The organism is uncultured Vagococcus sp., assembly GCF_963518325.1.
Classification (GTDB): domain Bacteria; phylum Bacillota; class Bacilli; order Lactobacillales; family Vagococcaceae; genus Vagococcus_D.
Genome location: NZ_CAUQJB010000007.1, coordinates 138,596 through 154,024, shown reverse-complemented (window position 1 = coordinate 154,024; position 15,429 = coordinate 138,596). Strand labels below are relative to the sequence as shown.

The window sequence follows — 15,429 nt, the reverse complement described above, 5'->3', positions numbered from 1 at the left end:
TATTTTATCTCTAAAGAAGAAAACGATAGGAATATCTTCGTTTTTCAGCAGCTTCTTTTTTCAAAGGGCCTCTTTTTTTACCTTCTATTCCTTAAACTGGCTTTGATGTAACTTAGCATAAAGACCATCCTCAGCCAATAATTCATTGTGATTCCCTTGCTCAACAATCGTCCCTGCTTCCATTACTAAAATTAAATCAGCTTTTTCAATCGTTGATAGGCGGTGAGCAATAACAAAACTTGTTCGCCCTTGCGTGACCACACTCATTGCCTGTTGGATCTCTGCTTCTGTACGCGTATCGACACTTGAAGTGGCTTCATCTAAAATGACGACTGGCGGATTGGCCAGTATAACTCGTGCAATAGTCAATAACTGTTGCTGCCCCTGAGAAAGGGCTCCGCCCTCACTAGAAATAATCGTGTCATAGCCATCAGGTAAGGTTCGAATAAAGTGGTCGCATTGAGCCACTTTAGATGCTTCAACTACCTCTTGGCGAGTGGCATCTTTTTTACCATAAGCGATGTTATCAGCAACGGAGCCTTCAAATAGCCAAGTATTTTGTAGCACCATGCCAAACATGGAGCGCAATTCTTTTCGTGACAAAGAGGTAATATCTTTCCCATCAAAAGTTATTTTGCCATCATTAATCTCGTAAAACCTCATTAATAAGTTGACTAATGTGGTTTTACCTGCCCCTGTTGGTCCGACAATTGCAATCATTTTCCGAGGTCTAGCAATAAAACTTACCTCTTTCATCAATATTTTATCAGGAGTGTAACCAAATTTAACTTGATCAAAAACAATTTCTCCTTCAGAATTATTAATTGACAAAAGATTGTTGTTTTCGGCCATCTCCTCCTGTTGATCTAAAATGACCAGCACACGATCTAAGGAAGCCATAGCCCCTTGAATAGCATTGATGACATAGGAAAAGTTAGTAATTGGTTCAGAAATTTGATTGACATACTGCAGATAAGCTTGAATGATACCAATAGTCATAGAGCCTTGCAGTACCATCCCCGCTCCTACGATTGCACTAACGATAAATGCCAGTTGATTTAAAAAACGAATGGCTGGATAAATCGCATAATCGAAGAACTGAGAATCTTGAAATGCTTTTGCATGGCGCAGATTAGTTATTTCAATTGTGTTAGCTGTATCTTTTTGTTTATTAAATGTTTTAATTTCTAAATTACCTGAGAAAAATTCTTCCGTTTGATTATTCAGCACACCTAATTCTCCCTGGTTTTTATCAGCCAGTTTCTTATTTTTAATGGCCACCCAAGTCGTGACTGCAGAAGACCCAATAATTAAGATCAGGATAATTCCAGTTAATTGTGAGTCAATGTAAAGTAACATGGCAATTCCTAAAATAATCGTGACAATTGATGAAAACAGTTGATTAATTCCTGTTAACAAAACTTCTGCAATTCGGTTAATATCGTTTGTTGTTCTACTTAAAATATCACCTACTTGATGGGTGTCAAAAAACGACATTGGCAAGACTTTAAATTTTTTAGTTATTTCTTTTCGTAAACGCAACGTGATTTTCTCGCTTAAACTTGCCATCATCTGTTCTTGTACATAGGAAATGGCCGCACTGACAGTTGCCAAGAACAGAATAATTAGAACGGGGGTGCCGATTACTTCTGCTATTAGTTCAACAGATAGTGGCCCCTCACTACTCTTAATGGCACTCAATAGCTTATCAATGGCAATCCCCATAACAAAAGGCATGGCAGTTATGAGCCCGTTACTAACAAGACTACAACATGCTAACAAATAAAAGTAAAGCCGCTCTGGTTTAATAAAACTTAAAAAGCGATTAATACTTGTTTGATTAGTTAGTGTTTCCATTTAATTGCCCTCCTTTTAAATCAATCCCCTGAGATAAGGCAAACTCTTGGTAAATTTGATTGGTTTTTAATAACTCTAAATGACGACCTTGACCAACGATTCGCCCTTCATCAAGTACAATAATATGATCAGCCTCTTTAATCGTACTCAAACGTTGCGCAACAATTAAGAATGTGGCATGTGGCATTTGGTTGCGCAACGCTTGGCGAAGATTAGCATCGGTTTGGTAGTCCAATGCAGAAAAGCTATCGTCAAACACATATAAAGCCGCTGGTTTTACTAGCGCCCGAGCAATGCTTAAGCGTTGCTTCTGCCCACCAGAAAAATTGGTTCCCCCTTGAGCAACAAAAGCTTGGTAGCCCCCGTCCTGACTGGCAATAAAGGCTTTTGCTTGTGCTATCTCCACTGCACGTTCAAGTTCTTCTTGGCTAGCATCTGCTTTCCCCATTTTTAGATTCTGCTCAATTGTCCCACTAAATAAAAAAGCTTTTTGGGGAACATAACTAATCTTATTCCGCAAGTCGTTTTGGGATAAATTAGTTAAGGAAATGCCATCAATCATAATTTTTCCACTATTGATGGTCGTTAAATTAAGTAATACTTTAGCAATAGTACTTTTACCTGAGCCAGTTCCGCCAACAATGGCCGTTGTTCGCCCTCTAGCGATATTAAAAGTAATATCTTCTAAAACAGGCTCTGCCCCATTATAAGCAAATTTAACCGAATGAAAACTAGCAAAATTTTCCATAGTTGTAACAGATTTAACTGTTGCTTGTTGCCGATCGCTAATTTCAGGTAGTCTGTTCAAGACTTCCTCAATTCGTGTTAATGATGCGTAAGAACGAGGTAAAGTCACAATCACCATTGCAGCCATAATTAAATAGGCTAAAGTTAACATTGAGTATTCGACAACAGCAGTAACTACCCCAATTTGTAGTTCCCCCGCTCCCACTAGTAAACCACCAAACCAAATGATCAAAGCAAAAACTAATCCCATGATTAAATAGGCGACTGGTGTTAAATATGCAAAAATTTTATTGACAGCAATCATACTGTCAGCATAATCAGTAAATCGTTGATTGGTTTTTGCTTCTTCCTCATCCTGATTATCAAAGGCACGGATCATGTTGATGCCATTAAAAAATTCTCTTAGTTTTACCATGATTCGATCCAATCGCTGTTGGATAGTTGCCGATAACGGTAACCCTTTTCTCAATAGAAAAGCGGCGACGCTCAAGTATAAAACGATTGATATCAAAGGAATTAGAGCCAATTTTGGCGAATTAATATATGTCATAATCACGGCGAACACACAGATAATAGGTGCCGGGAATATCAATTGCAGAAACATTCCCAAAGCGCGTTGTACATTTGTAACATCATTAGTCATTCGTGTTAGTAAGCTTGGGACGCCAAAAGATTCCACATCTTGAATCGACAACTGTTGAACTTTCGAATAAAACTCTTGGCGCACTTCGTATCCGTACTTAGCAGCTAGTTTAGCTGATAGAAAACTACCATAAACCGCTGCTCCTCCGCCGATTAAAGCAACCACTAACATTTGAACCCCTATTTTAATTATCAACGATTGATTCCCAGAAGCAATGCCATGATCAATCAATTCTCCAATTAAAAAAGGAACGGCTAATGTTCCAATTATTTGAACGGCTAAACAAATGGCCGTCAAGATACTTAATTTTTTGTTTCGGCTAAAAAAGCCGGTCATACTTTTCATAGTACTTCTCCTCTTCTTGCAAGTTTTTTCAACTTACACACTGCTAAAATGATGCTGCGAAATCCATTCTATACCTTCAAGTAACTTGAAGGTCAATAGAAATAACGCTATACTTATTGAGAGGTGAAAATAAGATAATGTCTGTGACGGACAAATAATTAAATAGCCACAAAAGCAGGAGGTAAAAAATGTCAGAAGAACAACGTTATTCTATCGGGGAAATAGCCAAACTTTTTAACATACCCGCTTCAACTATCCGCTACTGGGAAGAAAAGGAAATTTTTAAAACCAAACGAAATGATGAGAATGAATACCGGGAATTTGATATTCAGACCACAATAGAACTGCTTGATGTCGTCTTTTATCGGAACTTGAACGTACCAATTCATAAGATGAAACGATTTAATCGCCTAAGTCCGGAAGCTATCTACAGTATTCTAGAATCTACAGAAACGCAAGTTCAGCAAGAATTAACAGAACTCCAAGGTAAGCTAACAGGGATAGCTGGGCGTAAACAGCAGTTGGAAAATCTTTTTAGCTTAAAAGATAATCGTTACCGCCAGGAACCCCTTACCTTAAATAAGATTGTCGCCTTTGACTTGTATAATCCTCAAGACATTCAAGTTCAATTAGCAGGACCTACTAACTTTGTCTTATATAAAAAAGACCCTGCCCTGCCTAAATTTCAAATGGGATTAGCTGTTCCCTTAGATTACGAAAATGGAAATGAAGAACTTTGGCGAAATGACAAGAACGCCAGTAAAGCTTACGTTACTTGTTTACTTGAAACCAATTCAGATGATTTGGATAAGCACAACTATCACCAACATGAAGCAGCTCTCTTGAAAATGGGTTTACGTGTGGAACAAATTATTGCCCCGTATTTAGCGACCGCTTCAAATGACGAAGAAGACTCAGTGGATTACTATAAAGCTTGGCTAGAGATATATCCTATATAATCTTTACTAAGTGGATTAAACCGACTATAATTTAGGAAAAGGAGTGAAAAAATGGCAAATTGTTTAATTATTATTGACTTGCAAAGAGGCTTGCATACGGAAACTGCTCCCTTGTATCAGCTTGATAAGGTTCTTCGTATTGCAAATGAGCGAATAACTGATTACCGTAAAAAAAATCTTCCAATTATCTTTATTCAGCATAAGGATCAAGAACTTGTACCTGCAACAGATCCCTGGAAATTAATGAAACAATTGGATAACCGAGGATCTGATTATTACATCGAAAAGACACACGCTAATTCATTCTATCGGACTTCTTTATCAAATTTACTAACAGAATTAGCTGTCAAGGAAATTGAATTTTGCGGAGCGCAAACTGAATACTGTGTTGATACGACTATTAGAGTTGCTCATAGTTTAGGTTACACACTTTCAATGATTCGTGGCAGTACGACAACGCTAGATAGTCAAGAACTGACGGCTGAACAAATCATTAATCATCATGAAGCAATCTGGAATCAGCGCTTCCTTACCTTTATTTAGCCGAATAATGTAGTCATTGAGGTAAGAGGCTCGGCTTATTACTAACACATAATGTTAACTAATGGGTATAATGAAGGAGTTCACCTATTCGAAATGGAGGTATCTGCGATGACTGAATTAAAACAATTATTTGATGAGACATATGGAAAAGATGACGACTATTCTCGCACAATTTGGTATGGTTATATAGAGGAGCCCTTAAATGATGATTTAGCAGAGAAATTGGTCTCATTGATGAAAAAAGATTTAACTGTCCCTCAAGAAAATGAAGCAAATGCTACTCATTGGGTTTTTTATGGTGCGACTGCCATGGACGATGCTTTGGGGGAAAAAGTCCGTTCTACGTTATTTGTTAGATTGAGAGATAATGACTATGTTGTCAATTATAGTTTAGGGGATTTTGCTTTTGTTATGACTTACGATGAAACAGAAATGTTTCGTCAATTGTTATTAAGTAAATTAGGTAACTAAATAAAAACAGAAGTAGGTGGTCCGATGTCCCCCTCTTCTGTTTTTATCGTTGTATAAGTTCATCATCTTTTCAATTATCTCAATCATATAAATGACATGCCACAAAATGATTAGCCTCTATTTCAATCATTTCAGGTAACTTTTTCTGGCAAATAAGACCTGCATGTAAGCATTGAGATACATAGCTACAACCCTTTGATAGCCGGACTGTTTCTCCCTTAACTGCTCTTTTATTATTAGCGTTCACAGTACTTTCTGACATTAAACTTTTGGTATAAGGATGCATTTTTTTGCTACTTAGTAATTGATTATTGGTTAATTCTACCAAGGTGCCCAAGTGCATGATACCAATCTGATCAGAAACATGCTTGACCATTGAAAGTCTACTAGAAATAAATAAATAGGTTAAGCCTAAATCGTTTTGTAGCTCCTTTAGCAAACTGATTATCTTGGTTTGGAACTGGTCATTTGAAGCAGATATTGGTTCATCACAAACAATTAGTTCTGGACTAGCTGCCAATGCAAGAGCAATTGCAACCAAGTACAGCTGGTTATCCGGTAATTCATAAATTAACTCATTACGATAGTGACTGTCAAGATCTATTTGCTCTAAAATAAAGCTAATGCGATTTTGTTGGGCCTGATAGGAGCGAGCTGGAAAATGAGTGTCAACTTGTTCAGCAATAAGCTTGTGCACTGTAAGTTGAGGATTAAGGGCTGCGCATGGATTCTGAAAAATAATCTTAACTTTCTTTCTTAAGCACTGCTTTTCATACTCATCCATATGGGATATATCCTTGCCATCATAAAAAACAGCTCCTTCACTTGGCGGCAGAGCATTAACTAAGGTTCTACCACAAGTCGACTTACCGCAACCAGTTTCTCCTACAAGGCTAAAGGTTTGGCCTTTCTTTATTTTAAAATTTAAACTGTCTAGAGATCTGAGTTTCATATACTTGTTAATGGTGAAATACTTTTTAAAATCTTTAACTTCAACTAAGACATCCTGGTTCATACTTAATCCTCCATTTCAAATTAACAGTTGAGTGTATAATAATCAGCAGTAGACGGACAAATTAGGGAGTAATTCTTTTTCATTGTAGCTTATTTAGATTGACATGTAAACGCTACACAAAAAATATTAAGGAACAAAAAAAAGAGTTACAGCTTCAATTCGCTGTAACTCCTTTTTTTTTATTCTTCTAACTCTTTTTCTAAAACATCACCTGTTTTTGCATCAAGCTTAACACTAGATTCTGAACGACCAGATTCAAATGTCACTTCCCAGTAAGTGACTGTCATTTCCCTGTCTAAAGACCAGTCAGTGGCAGTCTCTGGGTTCACCCCTAGTGCCTCTGAAGCAAAGGCTGTAGCATCTTCTAAGGTAATAATATCGTTTAGTTCTAGTGAATCTTCAGCTTTTTTGACACCATTCTTCTCGTCAATATCCAAATTTTCTTCTCGCTCTTTCGTTTCTTCACCTGTTTCAGCATTAATCTTTAACTCATACTCTTTATTATCATCTACGCCTTGGACTTCGAAATAATAAGCACCAAAGGATGTGTCCAAATCGATAGAAGTGATTGAAGTATTAGGATAAGCTTTCTCATAAGCCGAGATAACCTCTGTCACAGTTAATTTTATAGCCGGAACGGCCTTTTTGGCATTACTCGTGGATGTATTGCTATTGCTAGTCGAATTAGAAACGGCTGAACTTTCTTTAGGTAAGCTGTTGCTATTACTTGTACATCCACCTAAAAATAATCCTAGTGTGACGATACTTAACATCATTAATTTTGTTTTCATAATAAATACTCCATTCCTTAAATTAGATTCACTGATTCAATTGCCAGTGTATTGTTGTCAATTGTGACAACGTAGTCCTCTTGTCCGTTTTCAACGCTAATTCGCCAAAGATTTTGACTTTGGCCAGAAAGTTCCCAAGCCGTAGCTACGCCCTTGCCAACAGCTACTTCAGCAATGACCGATAAGTTCTGAAATAATATATCTTTATCTAATTGAAGCTTTTGATTTTTAGTAGACATATTTTGAATAGGTTCTTTTATTACTGTTCCGGTCTCACCATTTATTAGCCAGTGATAACTCTTCTGATTTTGTATACCGCTGACCTCATATCGATAGTCATTGCCTTGTCTTGTTAATTTAATTGCGTGTATCTCTATTGTGGGACCACCAATTTGGTTAACAACGGATTTCATAGAAGTCAGTTGAGTAGATTTGACAGGTTTGATAAACAATACGCCCAGAAAAAGCAAGGCAAGTATTGCCAAAATTAACTCTTTTTTCCTCATAAATTGATTCACTCCTTTCTTATGTCTGATTGCTTAATATCATAATATCAACAATTAAACGTAAGATAACCAATATCGAATGAAGAAAAAATGAAGACTTTTTCATTTAAGTCAAGGGCAGTGTCACTTTAAAAATTGACCCTTTTGGCTGATTATCTGAAATTGTAATCGCACCTTCGTATTGCTCGACCAAAGTGTGGACAATCGATAACCCAATACCTGACCCTTTTATTAAACTTGATCGTGATTGGTCAGCTCGATAAAATCGATCGAAAACAAGGGATTTATCTTTGTTAGAAATACCAATGCCGGTATCAACTACAATCAGAGTAATAGTAGTCTTATCACTCATTAAAGTCACCGTCACTTCCTCTCCTTCTTCACTATACTTCAAGGCATTTTCTACTAAATTACGAATGATTTGATAAAACTGTTCTTGTATTCCTATAAGCGTAATGCCCTGCTCCACCTTTGATACAAGTCGTCGTGGGTGCACTAGTTGAAATTCTACAATGGTTTCATCCACCAATTTAGATAAATCAATCAACTTCGATCCTCTTTCTTGTCTGCCAACAGTCAGGAGTTGTTCCACGAGAACTTCCATTCGTTTTGATTCTTTATCCAGATAGTCAATGGATTTTGGTATAACTTCTGGATGTTCCTGGCCTCTTCGTTTTATCAAATTAACGTGTCCTCGTATTGCTGTCAAGGGAGTTCTCAATTCATGGGAGGCATCTGTCACAAATTGTTTTTCCCGCTTAACAGAGGTTCGCTGCGCTGAAATTAATTGATTAAATGATTTGGAAATATTGGCTACCTCTATCGGTCGCAAGGGTTCTGTCAACCATGCTTGATGACTGTCATTTTTTGACAACGCCATAATTTCTCTGTTCATTCGATTTAAAGAACGACTAATTTTTTCAGCAAAACGATAAGTAAGAACCCCTCCGAGAATAATTACAATGAGAGTCAATATAATCGTAAATGAGACGATTTGACCAATAATTTCAAAATTATCTTCCAATTCAACTAACACACTAATGGTCGCTCTGTCCACCACTATGGTTTTGTAGTAATACGGCTCTAGCTGATCCCAAACAATACGTTTAGTTACAATCAATTGTTTAAATGCGGGAAACTCATTGTAAAGCTCTTGGGCTTCTTCGGAGTAGACAATCTCCCCAGATTCTAAGACCACACGGATAAAATTAGGGGAGTTATCATTAGGAATGTGAGTATTTAAAAGCTTCTGCCATTCTTTTTCAGACGTTGCCTCACTCTTTCTGAGAGACGTTAACAGTAATTTGGTTTGATCCTTCGTTGATTCATAAATAGATACAATCGTCATCGTCGTAATGGCGGTACTTAAAACTACGACAGCGACCACTAATAAACTAATAAATCTTACAGTTAATTGATACTGCATAGTTTGTCCTTTTTTTATTTTCTCTTTTGGCTTAATCATGGGCCGACCTCAGTACATAACCAACACCTCGAACCGTTTGGATCAGCCTGTTTTCAGGTAAATAATCCACCTTGTTGCGCAGAGAACGGATATAAACGTCGACAGTGTTTGTTTGTCCAAAATAATCATAACCCCAGACAGCATTTAGTAAATCATCACGGGTTAATACTTCTTCGGGCCGTCTAATTAGCTCCAAGATTAATTCAAATTCCTTTTGAGTTAAGGGAATGGGTTCACCAAACCGTTCAACCAAATGTTTAGTTGTATCTAAGGTTAAATCCTTATATTGATAAATTACCGGTTGTTGTGTCAATAGAGCCAACTGTTCTGCTCGCCGTAAAATAACACGAATCCGCGCCAATAACTCTTCGATATCAAAAGGTTTAGTGATATAGTCATCCGCCCCAGTGTCTAGACCTGTTATTTTATCAGTAACTTGATTCCGAGCCGTCATCATTATAATGGGGATTTGACTTGTTTTTCTAATTCGTCTTGCTACGGTAATCCCATCGTAGACTGGTAACATCCAGTCCAATATAATCAATGTTAACTCTGATTGATTTTTTTTATATAAATCCAAGGCTTCTGCCCCATCTCTAGCATGGATGACTTGATAACCTTCAAAACTTAATTCTTCGGAAACAAAGTTCGCTAAACTATCTTCATCTTCTACGAGAAGAATATTAATCACGCTCATTTTCGTCAACTCCTTTAGTTTAACGATACCATCTTTTATGAGAACTTCAATCAAAATACAATGAAAATTTCTTCATTTTACAAAAGTGTTAATCCTTTCTACGTAAAAAAACATCCAATAGTGGATGTTTTTTTAGACGATCATTCTATGAACATACCTGACTCTACTAACATCTTTAAGTAAGTGCAACTAGTTATCAATGTATCAAATTTACCATCTGCAATTAGCTTCCCCTTTCGAAATATTAATGTACGGTTATAATCTTTAATTGAATTAAAGCCATGAGCAATTGTGAGGATGGTTCGATTGCCGAACTCGTTTAAGATCGTCGCCCTGACTTGATTCTCTGTCATCATATCCATTGCCGAGGTGGCTTCATCAAGAATAATAATCTCACTTTGGTTGAACTAAAGAGGAGCTAAAGTTTGTTATTTCATTATCACTTTATCATCGCTACCAATGGTAACTCAGCGTTTAACCTTTACTTAAGCTTGATTTAAGCTTCTGTTGGTAACCTTTAGAGAGAGTTAAAACTCACTATTACGAAAAGGAGCAAATAAATGAATAAACTAACTAAAGGATTAACATTCGCAACAGCTGTTTTAGCTGCATCACTGGCCTTGACGGGTTGCACGACTCCTTCTCAGATGTCAACATCCACCAGTCAAACGACTAATACCTCAGGAACAGATTTTTTTACAACCGATTCAATTCACGATATCAGTGTTGATTTTGATGAAACGGATTATCAAGCTATGCTGACCGAGTATACAAATTCTGGCAATAAAACTTGGATTAAAGCCACCGTCACGATTGATGGTACAACGTTTAAGAATGTAGGGATAAAGCTAAAAGGTAATTCCACTTTACGCGGACTGAATAATGCCACCTCAAAAACGAACTCAAAAGCAGCTGAAAAAACGGATATCTCCGAGGAAACGAAAACGACTACAGCAAATGCTAAAGAGGTCCCTACTGGAGAACCAAGTTCATTAGATTCAGATTCACCCGAAACACTTCCTTGGGTCATTCGGTTGGATAAATATGAAAAGGATATCGCATATAAAGGTCGATCTTACTTTGTTGTTCGAGCGAATAATACCAAAACATCATTAAATGAGGCTGTTGCCCTAGCTGTCTTAAATGAGGCAGGTGTTGAAGCCGAAAAAGCCGCCTTTACTAAGTTCGCGGTTAATAACTCAGAACAAACATTACGATTAGTGATAGATGTACCGGATGATGATTTATGGACCGAGGAACATTTTGAGTCGACGAGTGGTCTCTTGTATAAAGCCGACGGTAACGGTGATTATTCCTATCGGGGAACAGATCCAACTGACTATACAGATGTTTTTGAGCAAAAATACGGTGATGATGATTTGACGCCCTTAATCGGTTTCTTAGATTTTATCAATAACTCAACTGACGAAGAGTTTGCCTCTAAATTAGGAGACTATCTGGAGACTGAGGCATTTGCCACATATTTAGCCAGTCAGGAAATAATTAGTAACACAGATGATATCGACGGCCCTGGGAATAATTCCTATCTCTACTACGACTCTGAGACTAAAAAAATGACAGTTGTCGCTTGGGATCATAACCTAGCCTTTGGCGGCATGGGCATGGCCAAAGGAACAGAGAGTGGTCAAAGACAAACGCCCCCTGAAGGGATGACTCCTCCTGAGATGGATGGAAGTCGACCAGAAATGCCAGAAGATGAGCAACTTCAAAATAGTAGTGGCGAAAAAATTGGCCGACCAACTGGTGGTATGGGAGATAAAGATAATATATTAGTGACCCGTTTTCTTGCTAACGATACTTTTAAAACACTTTATCAAACTAAACTGGATTCTCTAACCACAACAATCATTGATAGTGATTATGCAACTTCAGTCTTGAGTGATTACCAGGATTTATTAACTAAAAACGTAACCGACTTAGTTGATTCTGGCACTATTGTTAGTGAAGCTAAAGCCATCAGTGAGAAGCTATCAACCGAAACTTCAGCTGCGACAAAAACCTCAGATAGTAGTAAATAAATAAGAGTCCCTGTGATTTTACGCAGGGACTCATTTACTTTAATCGACTACTTAATTTCTTATATGTGTTCTCGATAAATCAATGACGGTATTTGAATAAAAACAGGTTGTTTCAAAACAGTTCCACAATGAATCTGCCGATACAAAAAATAACTGATCATCAACTGCAACTCGTCCCTCTGAATAAGATATGTCTAGTTTGTTTATTTTGGACATAAAATTAATCAGACTCATTAAGACACCACCTAGAATACCTATTGCCAGACTGTGAGTATAAACGACAATGATTATCATAGTAACCATAATGACCGTCTCCATAAGAGGAACTTTAGGCACATTTTTAAAGCTTGCCCAATTAAAAGTTTCAACATCGACGGTAACCATAATGCCTATTAGAGCGGCTGTAGGAACCTGAACCATGACTGCCTGCCAATCATCGCACATCCCGTAGGACCACCAAAATAAATAGTTACGACGATTGCTAAACCTTGCGCTTTAACTTCTTTTTTACTGTCATCAGTTAACCCTGTCAAATATCACCGTAATGACGATTAAAGCCGGTAGTATTGCTTTGATTATTTTTTGTATTAAATACATCAATCCAGTAACAAATCATCGTTAGACAACTTAACATGTTTGATTATTTCGCTTGCTGACTCACCAATTAGAAAATTTCTCATGTCTATCCTTTTTCTTACTGAAATCGACCTATCGTATCATAAAGTTCCTTTTTTACTCGTTTACCAATCGTTAAGAAGCAATAAAAACACCAACCTGCCAGACAGTAAAAAGGAGGTGTTTTTATTGCTCTTCTTACGAATAGTACGGATATTCACAACCGATTTTTAAGCGTTTCCAATTACAAGCCACCTAAACTTGCCAAATGGAAGTCAATGGTATAGTATCGGTAATCACTTCTGGAATGCATTGATTTTTTTTCTTTTAGTTGACGAATCAATTCTAATCGTTCTTCTTCGCTAACTTCTTCCCAATTTTCGTCGGCCATTTTACAATACAGCCTGAATGGTAACGGTTTCTCCATATGAATCTCCAAAAATCCCTCTGGATCGCCCATACCATGATATTCCACGTCGTTAATAATGTCTCCTACGTAATTCATGTACTTACTGCTCATAACAATTTGACCTCCTGTTTAACTATTTACTAGGTTAGTATACTTAAATTGTACTAAATATTGGCATCATCCACAACTAATATTCTTTTTTTGTTAATTTAATAACGAATGATTCGGAAATATTGCACAAATGTAAAGGTTTATAGATGATTAAATAACCTGACAATTTTTCAGCTTCACTTCTTTTTTATTAGTTTTACTGGTCGTAAACTCCCAATAATGATTAAATAGCTGCTCTTTTCTTCAACGATAAGGTCCATTCCAGATCCCCTTAAATACTGTTAATTAGTAACGCAATATTCATGTCAATCATCAGTATGTTTCCCAACTGTATCCACAAAATAAATGTTGAAAAAATTCACCAATACCAAATTTAACCACTGTTCTCTAAAACATTTCGCCATCAAGATAGTTCCGATAATTTTTAAATTATTCGTAAATAGCAATTGTCACTGGGCGCTTGACTTGACAATTGAGTCAGTATATTGGCTGATGCACTTTGGATAATATTAAAACAACCGATGGTTGCGTCCACTATTTAAAAGTTAATATCTCAGTAATGTCTACCGATCCTTCTTTTGTGTCAACGTGGCTATTTTTAATCCAGGTGTATAATCCTAAAAATTGAGCTCCACTGGAAGAAAAACCATTTAGGCGATGGCAATCACTCGTTGAGGTGGGTCTCTGTTAGCTATCTTAATCGTTTGTAATTGTTCAATATAATCGAGCCTTAACTGAATACCTGTCTCTTCTGTCGTTTCACGAACAGACGCCTTATCAGACGATTCTGCTCCATCTATGAAGCCCCCAACTAAGGCTAAACTATCGATAAAAGGATGTGCTTTTCGCTTAATAAACAAAAGCTTTAACTGATTGCCTTCTTTACCAAAACAAAAGATCATATTTTCGATGGTCACGCAGGGGTCTGATAAATTTTTTGAGTTGGTCTCCTGATATCACTTTAGAAAGGTTTCTTCAGATAGTTCTTGTTCCATGTACTTTTTAGCATCTTTTATCAATGTTAGCCAACGCCTTTAAAAGTCAAAATAACTTTTATTGATCCATAGTGTACTCCTATTTTATAATTGTCACAGCCTAAAAGGAAATAAAGAAAAACGTGTTACCCATGAGGCAACACGTTTTTCTTTAACTATTTGACAACTACAACAGTACAAGGGGCGTGATTAACAACATAAGCAGCAGTTGACCCCACCAAGACCCGGGTAAGAGCCCCTTTTCCAGTAGCTCCCACGATAATCAAGTCTATTTTATGATCATCTGGAATCGTCTTCGTCAAATATTCCTTAACACTTCCTAGTTCTACAATCGGGGTAATATCATCAACGCCAAATTCTCGAGCGTCATAAATCTTTTTCAAGATTTCTTTTTCAACCTCTTCTTTTTGCTTTTCAATGATTTCGTGGTAACTGTAAGGGAAATCGTAAACACTGTATGCTATTTCCACGTCATTGATAATACAAGCAACAAAGAGGTGAGCCTGATGTTCTTTTGCGATATTCAGAGCTTCTACAAACGCTTTTTCAGACTGTTCTGAGCCGTCAACTGCAACAAGAATATGTTTATATCTCTTTTCCATTGTGACCGCCTCCCTTTTTCTTTATTATAACACGATTGACAGAATGCTAACAAATAAGACGATGTTTATGAAAGAAAGGCAATTTATTTTTGTTGCACTTGCAATAAAAATACAGTAATATAAAATTAAAGATAAAGGTGGTGACTCAAATAGACGTTTTACGAGAGATCGGAACCATTGCCAGAACCTTGGATGCCATTAGTAATATTGAGTTTAAGGAATATAGTTTAACCAAAGGGCAATACTTGTATTTAGTACGCATTTGTGAAAATCCTGGTATTATTCAAGATAAACTAGCTGACAACTTGAAAGTTGATTCATCAACAGCTGCTCGCGCCATAAAAAAGTTAGAAAAAAATGGATTTATAAAAAAAGTCCAACCTCTGGATAATAAAAAAAATAAAGAACTATTTCCCACTGATAAAGGAAAACAAGTATGCCAATTCATCATTAAGGAACATCTTTATTCGGAATCGGTGGCCTTAAGCGGTTTTGCAACCGACGAAGTGACTCAATTATTATCAATGTTGCAGAGAGTTCAAACCAATATTGAATCTGACTGGTACTCAGTAAAAAAGGGAAACAAGAGAAACTATTAAACATCACGTTAGGAGCAAGA

At 36.9% G+C, this 15,429-nt stretch carries 17 protein-coding genes; 5 read left to right on the top strand and 12 right to left on the bottom strand.

Annotated elements, in window-relative coordinates:
* Positions 1-84 precede the first annotated feature (84 nt).
* Complete coding sequence (locus RWN13_RS08785; RefSeq protein WP_314062288.1) at positions 85-1,857, bottom strand: ABC transporter ATP-binding protein; 1,773 nt, start codon at positions 1,855-1,857, stop codon at positions 85-87.
* The gene (locus RWN13_RS08780; protein ID WP_314062285.1) at positions 1,841-3,592 is read right to left on the bottom strand and encodes an ABC transporter ATP-binding protein; all 1,752 of its coding nucleotides are present in this window, start codon (positions 3,590-3,592) and stop codon (positions 1,841-1,843) included. Before RWN13_RS08780 ends, RWN13_RS08785 begins: the two co-directional genes overlap by 17 nt.
* 188 nt (positions 3,593-3,780) lie before the next feature.
* On the opposite strand from RWN13_RS08780, the gene RWN13_RS08775 reads away from it, so the two are divergent.
* The 3 genes from RWN13_RS08775 (at position 3,781) to RWN13_RS08765 (ending at position 5,565) form a co-directional block, all read left to right on the top strand.
* Positions 3,781-4,551, top strand: coding sequence for a MerR family DNA-binding transcriptional regulator (locus RWN13_RS08775; protein ID WP_314062282.1), 771 nt, complete (start codon positions 3,781-3,783; stop codon positions 4,549-4,551).
* 51 nt (positions 4,552-4,602) lie between these two features.
* Positions 4,603-5,094 carry a cysteine hydrolase family protein gene (locus tag RWN13_RS08770; protein ID WP_314062279.1) on the top strand — a complete coding sequence of 164 codons (492 nt, stop codon included), beginning with the start codon at positions 4,603-4,605 and terminating at the stop codon, positions 5,092-5,094.
* A 108-nt stretch (positions 5,095-5,202) separates the two neighbouring features.
* Positions 5,203-5,565 (top strand): hypothetical protein, encoded by a 363-nt coding sequence (locus RWN13_RS08765; RefSeq protein WP_314062277.1) that lies wholly within the window; start codon positions 5,203-5,205, stop codon positions 5,563-5,565.
* Positions 5,566-5,644: 79 nt separating this feature from the next.
* Here the strand turns inward: RWN13_RS08765 and RWN13_RS08760 are convergent, their stop codons facing one another.
* The 6 genes from RWN13_RS08760 to RWN13_RS08735 form a co-directional block, all read right to left on the bottom strand.
* Positions 5,645-6,580 (bottom strand): oligopeptide/dipeptide ABC transporter ATP-binding protein, encoded by a 936-nt coding sequence (locus RWN13_RS08760; protein WP_314062274.1) that lies wholly within the window; start codon positions 6,578-6,580, stop codon positions 5,645-5,647.
* 179 nt (positions 6,581-6,759) lie between these two features.
* Entirely contained in the window at positions 6,760-7,371 is a 612-nt protein-coding gene (locus tag RWN13_RS08755) for a PepSY domain-containing protein (RefSeq protein ID WP_314062272.1), read from the bottom strand.
* A gap of 17 nt (positions 7,372-7,388) precedes the next feature.
* A complete protein-coding gene (locus RWN13_RS08750) occupies positions 7,389-7,877 on the bottom strand; it encodes a PepSY domain-containing protein (protein ID WP_314062269.1) in 489 nt (162 codons plus the stop codon).
* Between the two features lie 106 nt (positions 7,878-7,983).
* Complete coding sequence (locus RWN13_RS08745) at positions 7,984-9,342, bottom strand: HAMP domain-containing sensor histidine kinase (protein ID WP_314062266.1); 1,359 nt, start codon at positions 9,340-9,342, stop codon at positions 7,984-7,986.
* On the bottom strand, positions 9,335-10,039 hold the full coding sequence (locus RWN13_RS08740) for a response regulator transcription factor (RefSeq protein WP_314062263.1): 705 nt from the start codon (positions 10,037-10,039) through the stop codon (positions 9,335-9,337). Before RWN13_RS08740 ends, RWN13_RS08745 begins: the two co-directional genes overlap by 8 nt.
* 140 nt (positions 10,040-10,179) lie before the next feature.
* Positions 10,180-10,401, bottom strand: a complete 222-nt coding sequence (locus tag RWN13_RS08735; RefSeq protein WP_314062261.1) for a hypothetical protein — start codon at positions 10,399-10,401, stop codon at positions 10,180-10,182.
* A 198-nt stretch (positions 10,402-10,599) separates the two neighbouring features.
* Between RWN13_RS08735 and RWN13_RS08730 the strand changes: the two genes are divergently transcribed.
* Complete coding sequence (locus RWN13_RS08730) at positions 10,600-12,078, top strand: CotH kinase family protein (protein WP_314062258.1); 1,479 nt, start codon at positions 10,600-10,602, stop codon at positions 12,076-12,078.
* 51 nt (positions 12,079-12,129) lie between these two features.
* Here the strand turns inward: RWN13_RS08730 and RWN13_RS08725 are convergent, their stop codons facing one another.
* The 4 genes from RWN13_RS08725 to RWN13_RS08710 form a co-directional block, all read right to left on the bottom strand.
* The gene (locus RWN13_RS08725) at positions 12,130-12,522 is read right to left on the bottom strand and encodes a hypothetical protein (protein WP_314062256.1); all 393 of its coding nucleotides are present in this window, start codon (positions 12,520-12,522) and stop codon (positions 12,130-12,132) included.
* Positions 12,523-12,937: 415 nt separating this feature from the next.
* Complete coding sequence (locus RWN13_RS08720) at positions 12,938-13,213, bottom strand: hypothetical protein (protein ID WP_314062254.1); 276 nt, start codon at positions 13,211-13,213, stop codon at positions 12,938-12,940.
* A 650-nt stretch (positions 13,214-13,863) separates the two neighbouring features.
* Positions 13,864-14,130, bottom strand: a complete 267-nt coding sequence (locus tag RWN13_RS08715; protein WP_314062252.1) for an NUDIX domain-containing protein — start codon at positions 14,128-14,130, stop codon at positions 13,864-13,866.
* A gap of 233 nt (positions 14,131-14,363) precedes the next feature.
* Positions 14,364-14,810: a universal stress protein gene (locus RWN13_RS08710; protein WP_314062249.1), complete on the bottom strand. Its 447-nt coding sequence runs from the start codon at positions 14,808-14,810 to the stop codon at positions 14,364-14,366.
* 149 nt (positions 14,811-14,959) lie between these two features.
* Between RWN13_RS08710 and RWN13_RS08705 the strand changes: the two genes are divergently transcribed.
* Positions 14,960-15,409 (top strand): MarR family transcriptional regulator, encoded by a 450-nt coding sequence (locus RWN13_RS08705; protein WP_314062295.1) that lies wholly within the window; start codon positions 14,960-14,962, stop codon positions 15,407-15,409.
* Positions 15,410-15,429: the final 20 nt, after the last annotated feature.

What these genes read in the sequence shown, in the direction of transcription:
- RWN13_RS08785 (WP_314062288.1), bottom strand. Translation starts at nt 1,857, where the DNA reads ATGGAAACACTAACTAATCAAACAAGTATTAATCGCTTTTTAAGTTTT.
- RWN13_RS08780 (WP_314062285.1), bottom strand. Translation starts at nt 3,592, where the DNA reads ATGAAAAGTATGACCGGCTTTTTTAGCCGAAACAAAAAATTAAGTATC.
- RWN13_RS08775 (WP_314062282.1), top strand. Translation starts at nt 3,781, where the DNA reads ATGTCAGAAGAACAACGTTATTCTATCGGGGAAATAGCCAAACTTTTT.
- RWN13_RS08770 (WP_314062279.1), top strand. Translation starts at nt 4,603, where the DNA reads ATGGCAAATTGTTTAATTATTATTGACTTGCAAAGAGGCTTGCATACG.
- RWN13_RS08765 (WP_314062277.1), top strand. Translation starts at nt 5,203, where the DNA reads ATGACTGAATTAAAACAATTATTTGATGAGACATATGGAAAAGATGAC.
- RWN13_RS08760 (WP_314062274.1), bottom strand. Translation starts at nt 6,580, where the DNA reads ATGAACCAGGATGTCTTAGTTGAAGTTAAAGATTTTAAAAAGTATTTC.
- RWN13_RS08755 (WP_314062272.1), bottom strand. Translation starts at nt 7,371, where the DNA reads ATGAAAACAAAATTAATGATGTTAAGTATCGTCACACTAGGATTATTT.
- RWN13_RS08750 (WP_314062269.1), bottom strand. Translation starts at nt 7,877, where the DNA reads ATGAGGAAAAAAGAGTTAATTTTGGCAATACTTGCCTTGCTTTTTCTG.
- RWN13_RS08745 (WP_314062266.1), bottom strand. Translation starts at nt 9,342, where the DNA reads ATGATTAAGCCAAAAGAGAAAATAAAAAAAGGACAAACTATGCAGTAT.
- RWN13_RS08740 (WP_314062263.1), bottom strand. Translation starts at nt 10,039, where the DNA reads ATGAGCGTGATTAATATTCTTCTCGTAGAAGATGAAGATAGTTTAGCG.
- RWN13_RS08735 (WP_314062261.1), bottom strand. Translation starts at nt 10,401, where the DNA reads ATGGATATGATGACAGAGAATCAAGTCAGGGCGACGATCTTAAACGAG.
- RWN13_RS08730 (WP_314062258.1), top strand. Translation starts at nt 10,600, where the DNA reads ATGAATAAACTAACTAAAGGATTAACATTCGCAACAGCTGTTTTAGCT.
- RWN13_RS08725 (WP_314062256.1), bottom strand. Translation starts at nt 12,522, where the DNA reads ATGTGCGATGATTGGCAGGCAGTCATGGTTCAGGTTCCTACAGCCGCT.
- RWN13_RS08720 (WP_314062254.1), bottom strand. Translation starts at nt 13,213, where the DNA reads ATGAGCAGTAAGTACATGAATTACGTAGGAGACATTATTAACGACGTG.
- RWN13_RS08710 (WP_314062249.1), bottom strand. Translation starts at nt 14,810, where the DNA reads ATGGAAAAGAGATATAAACATATTCTTGTTGCAGTTGACGGCTCAGAA.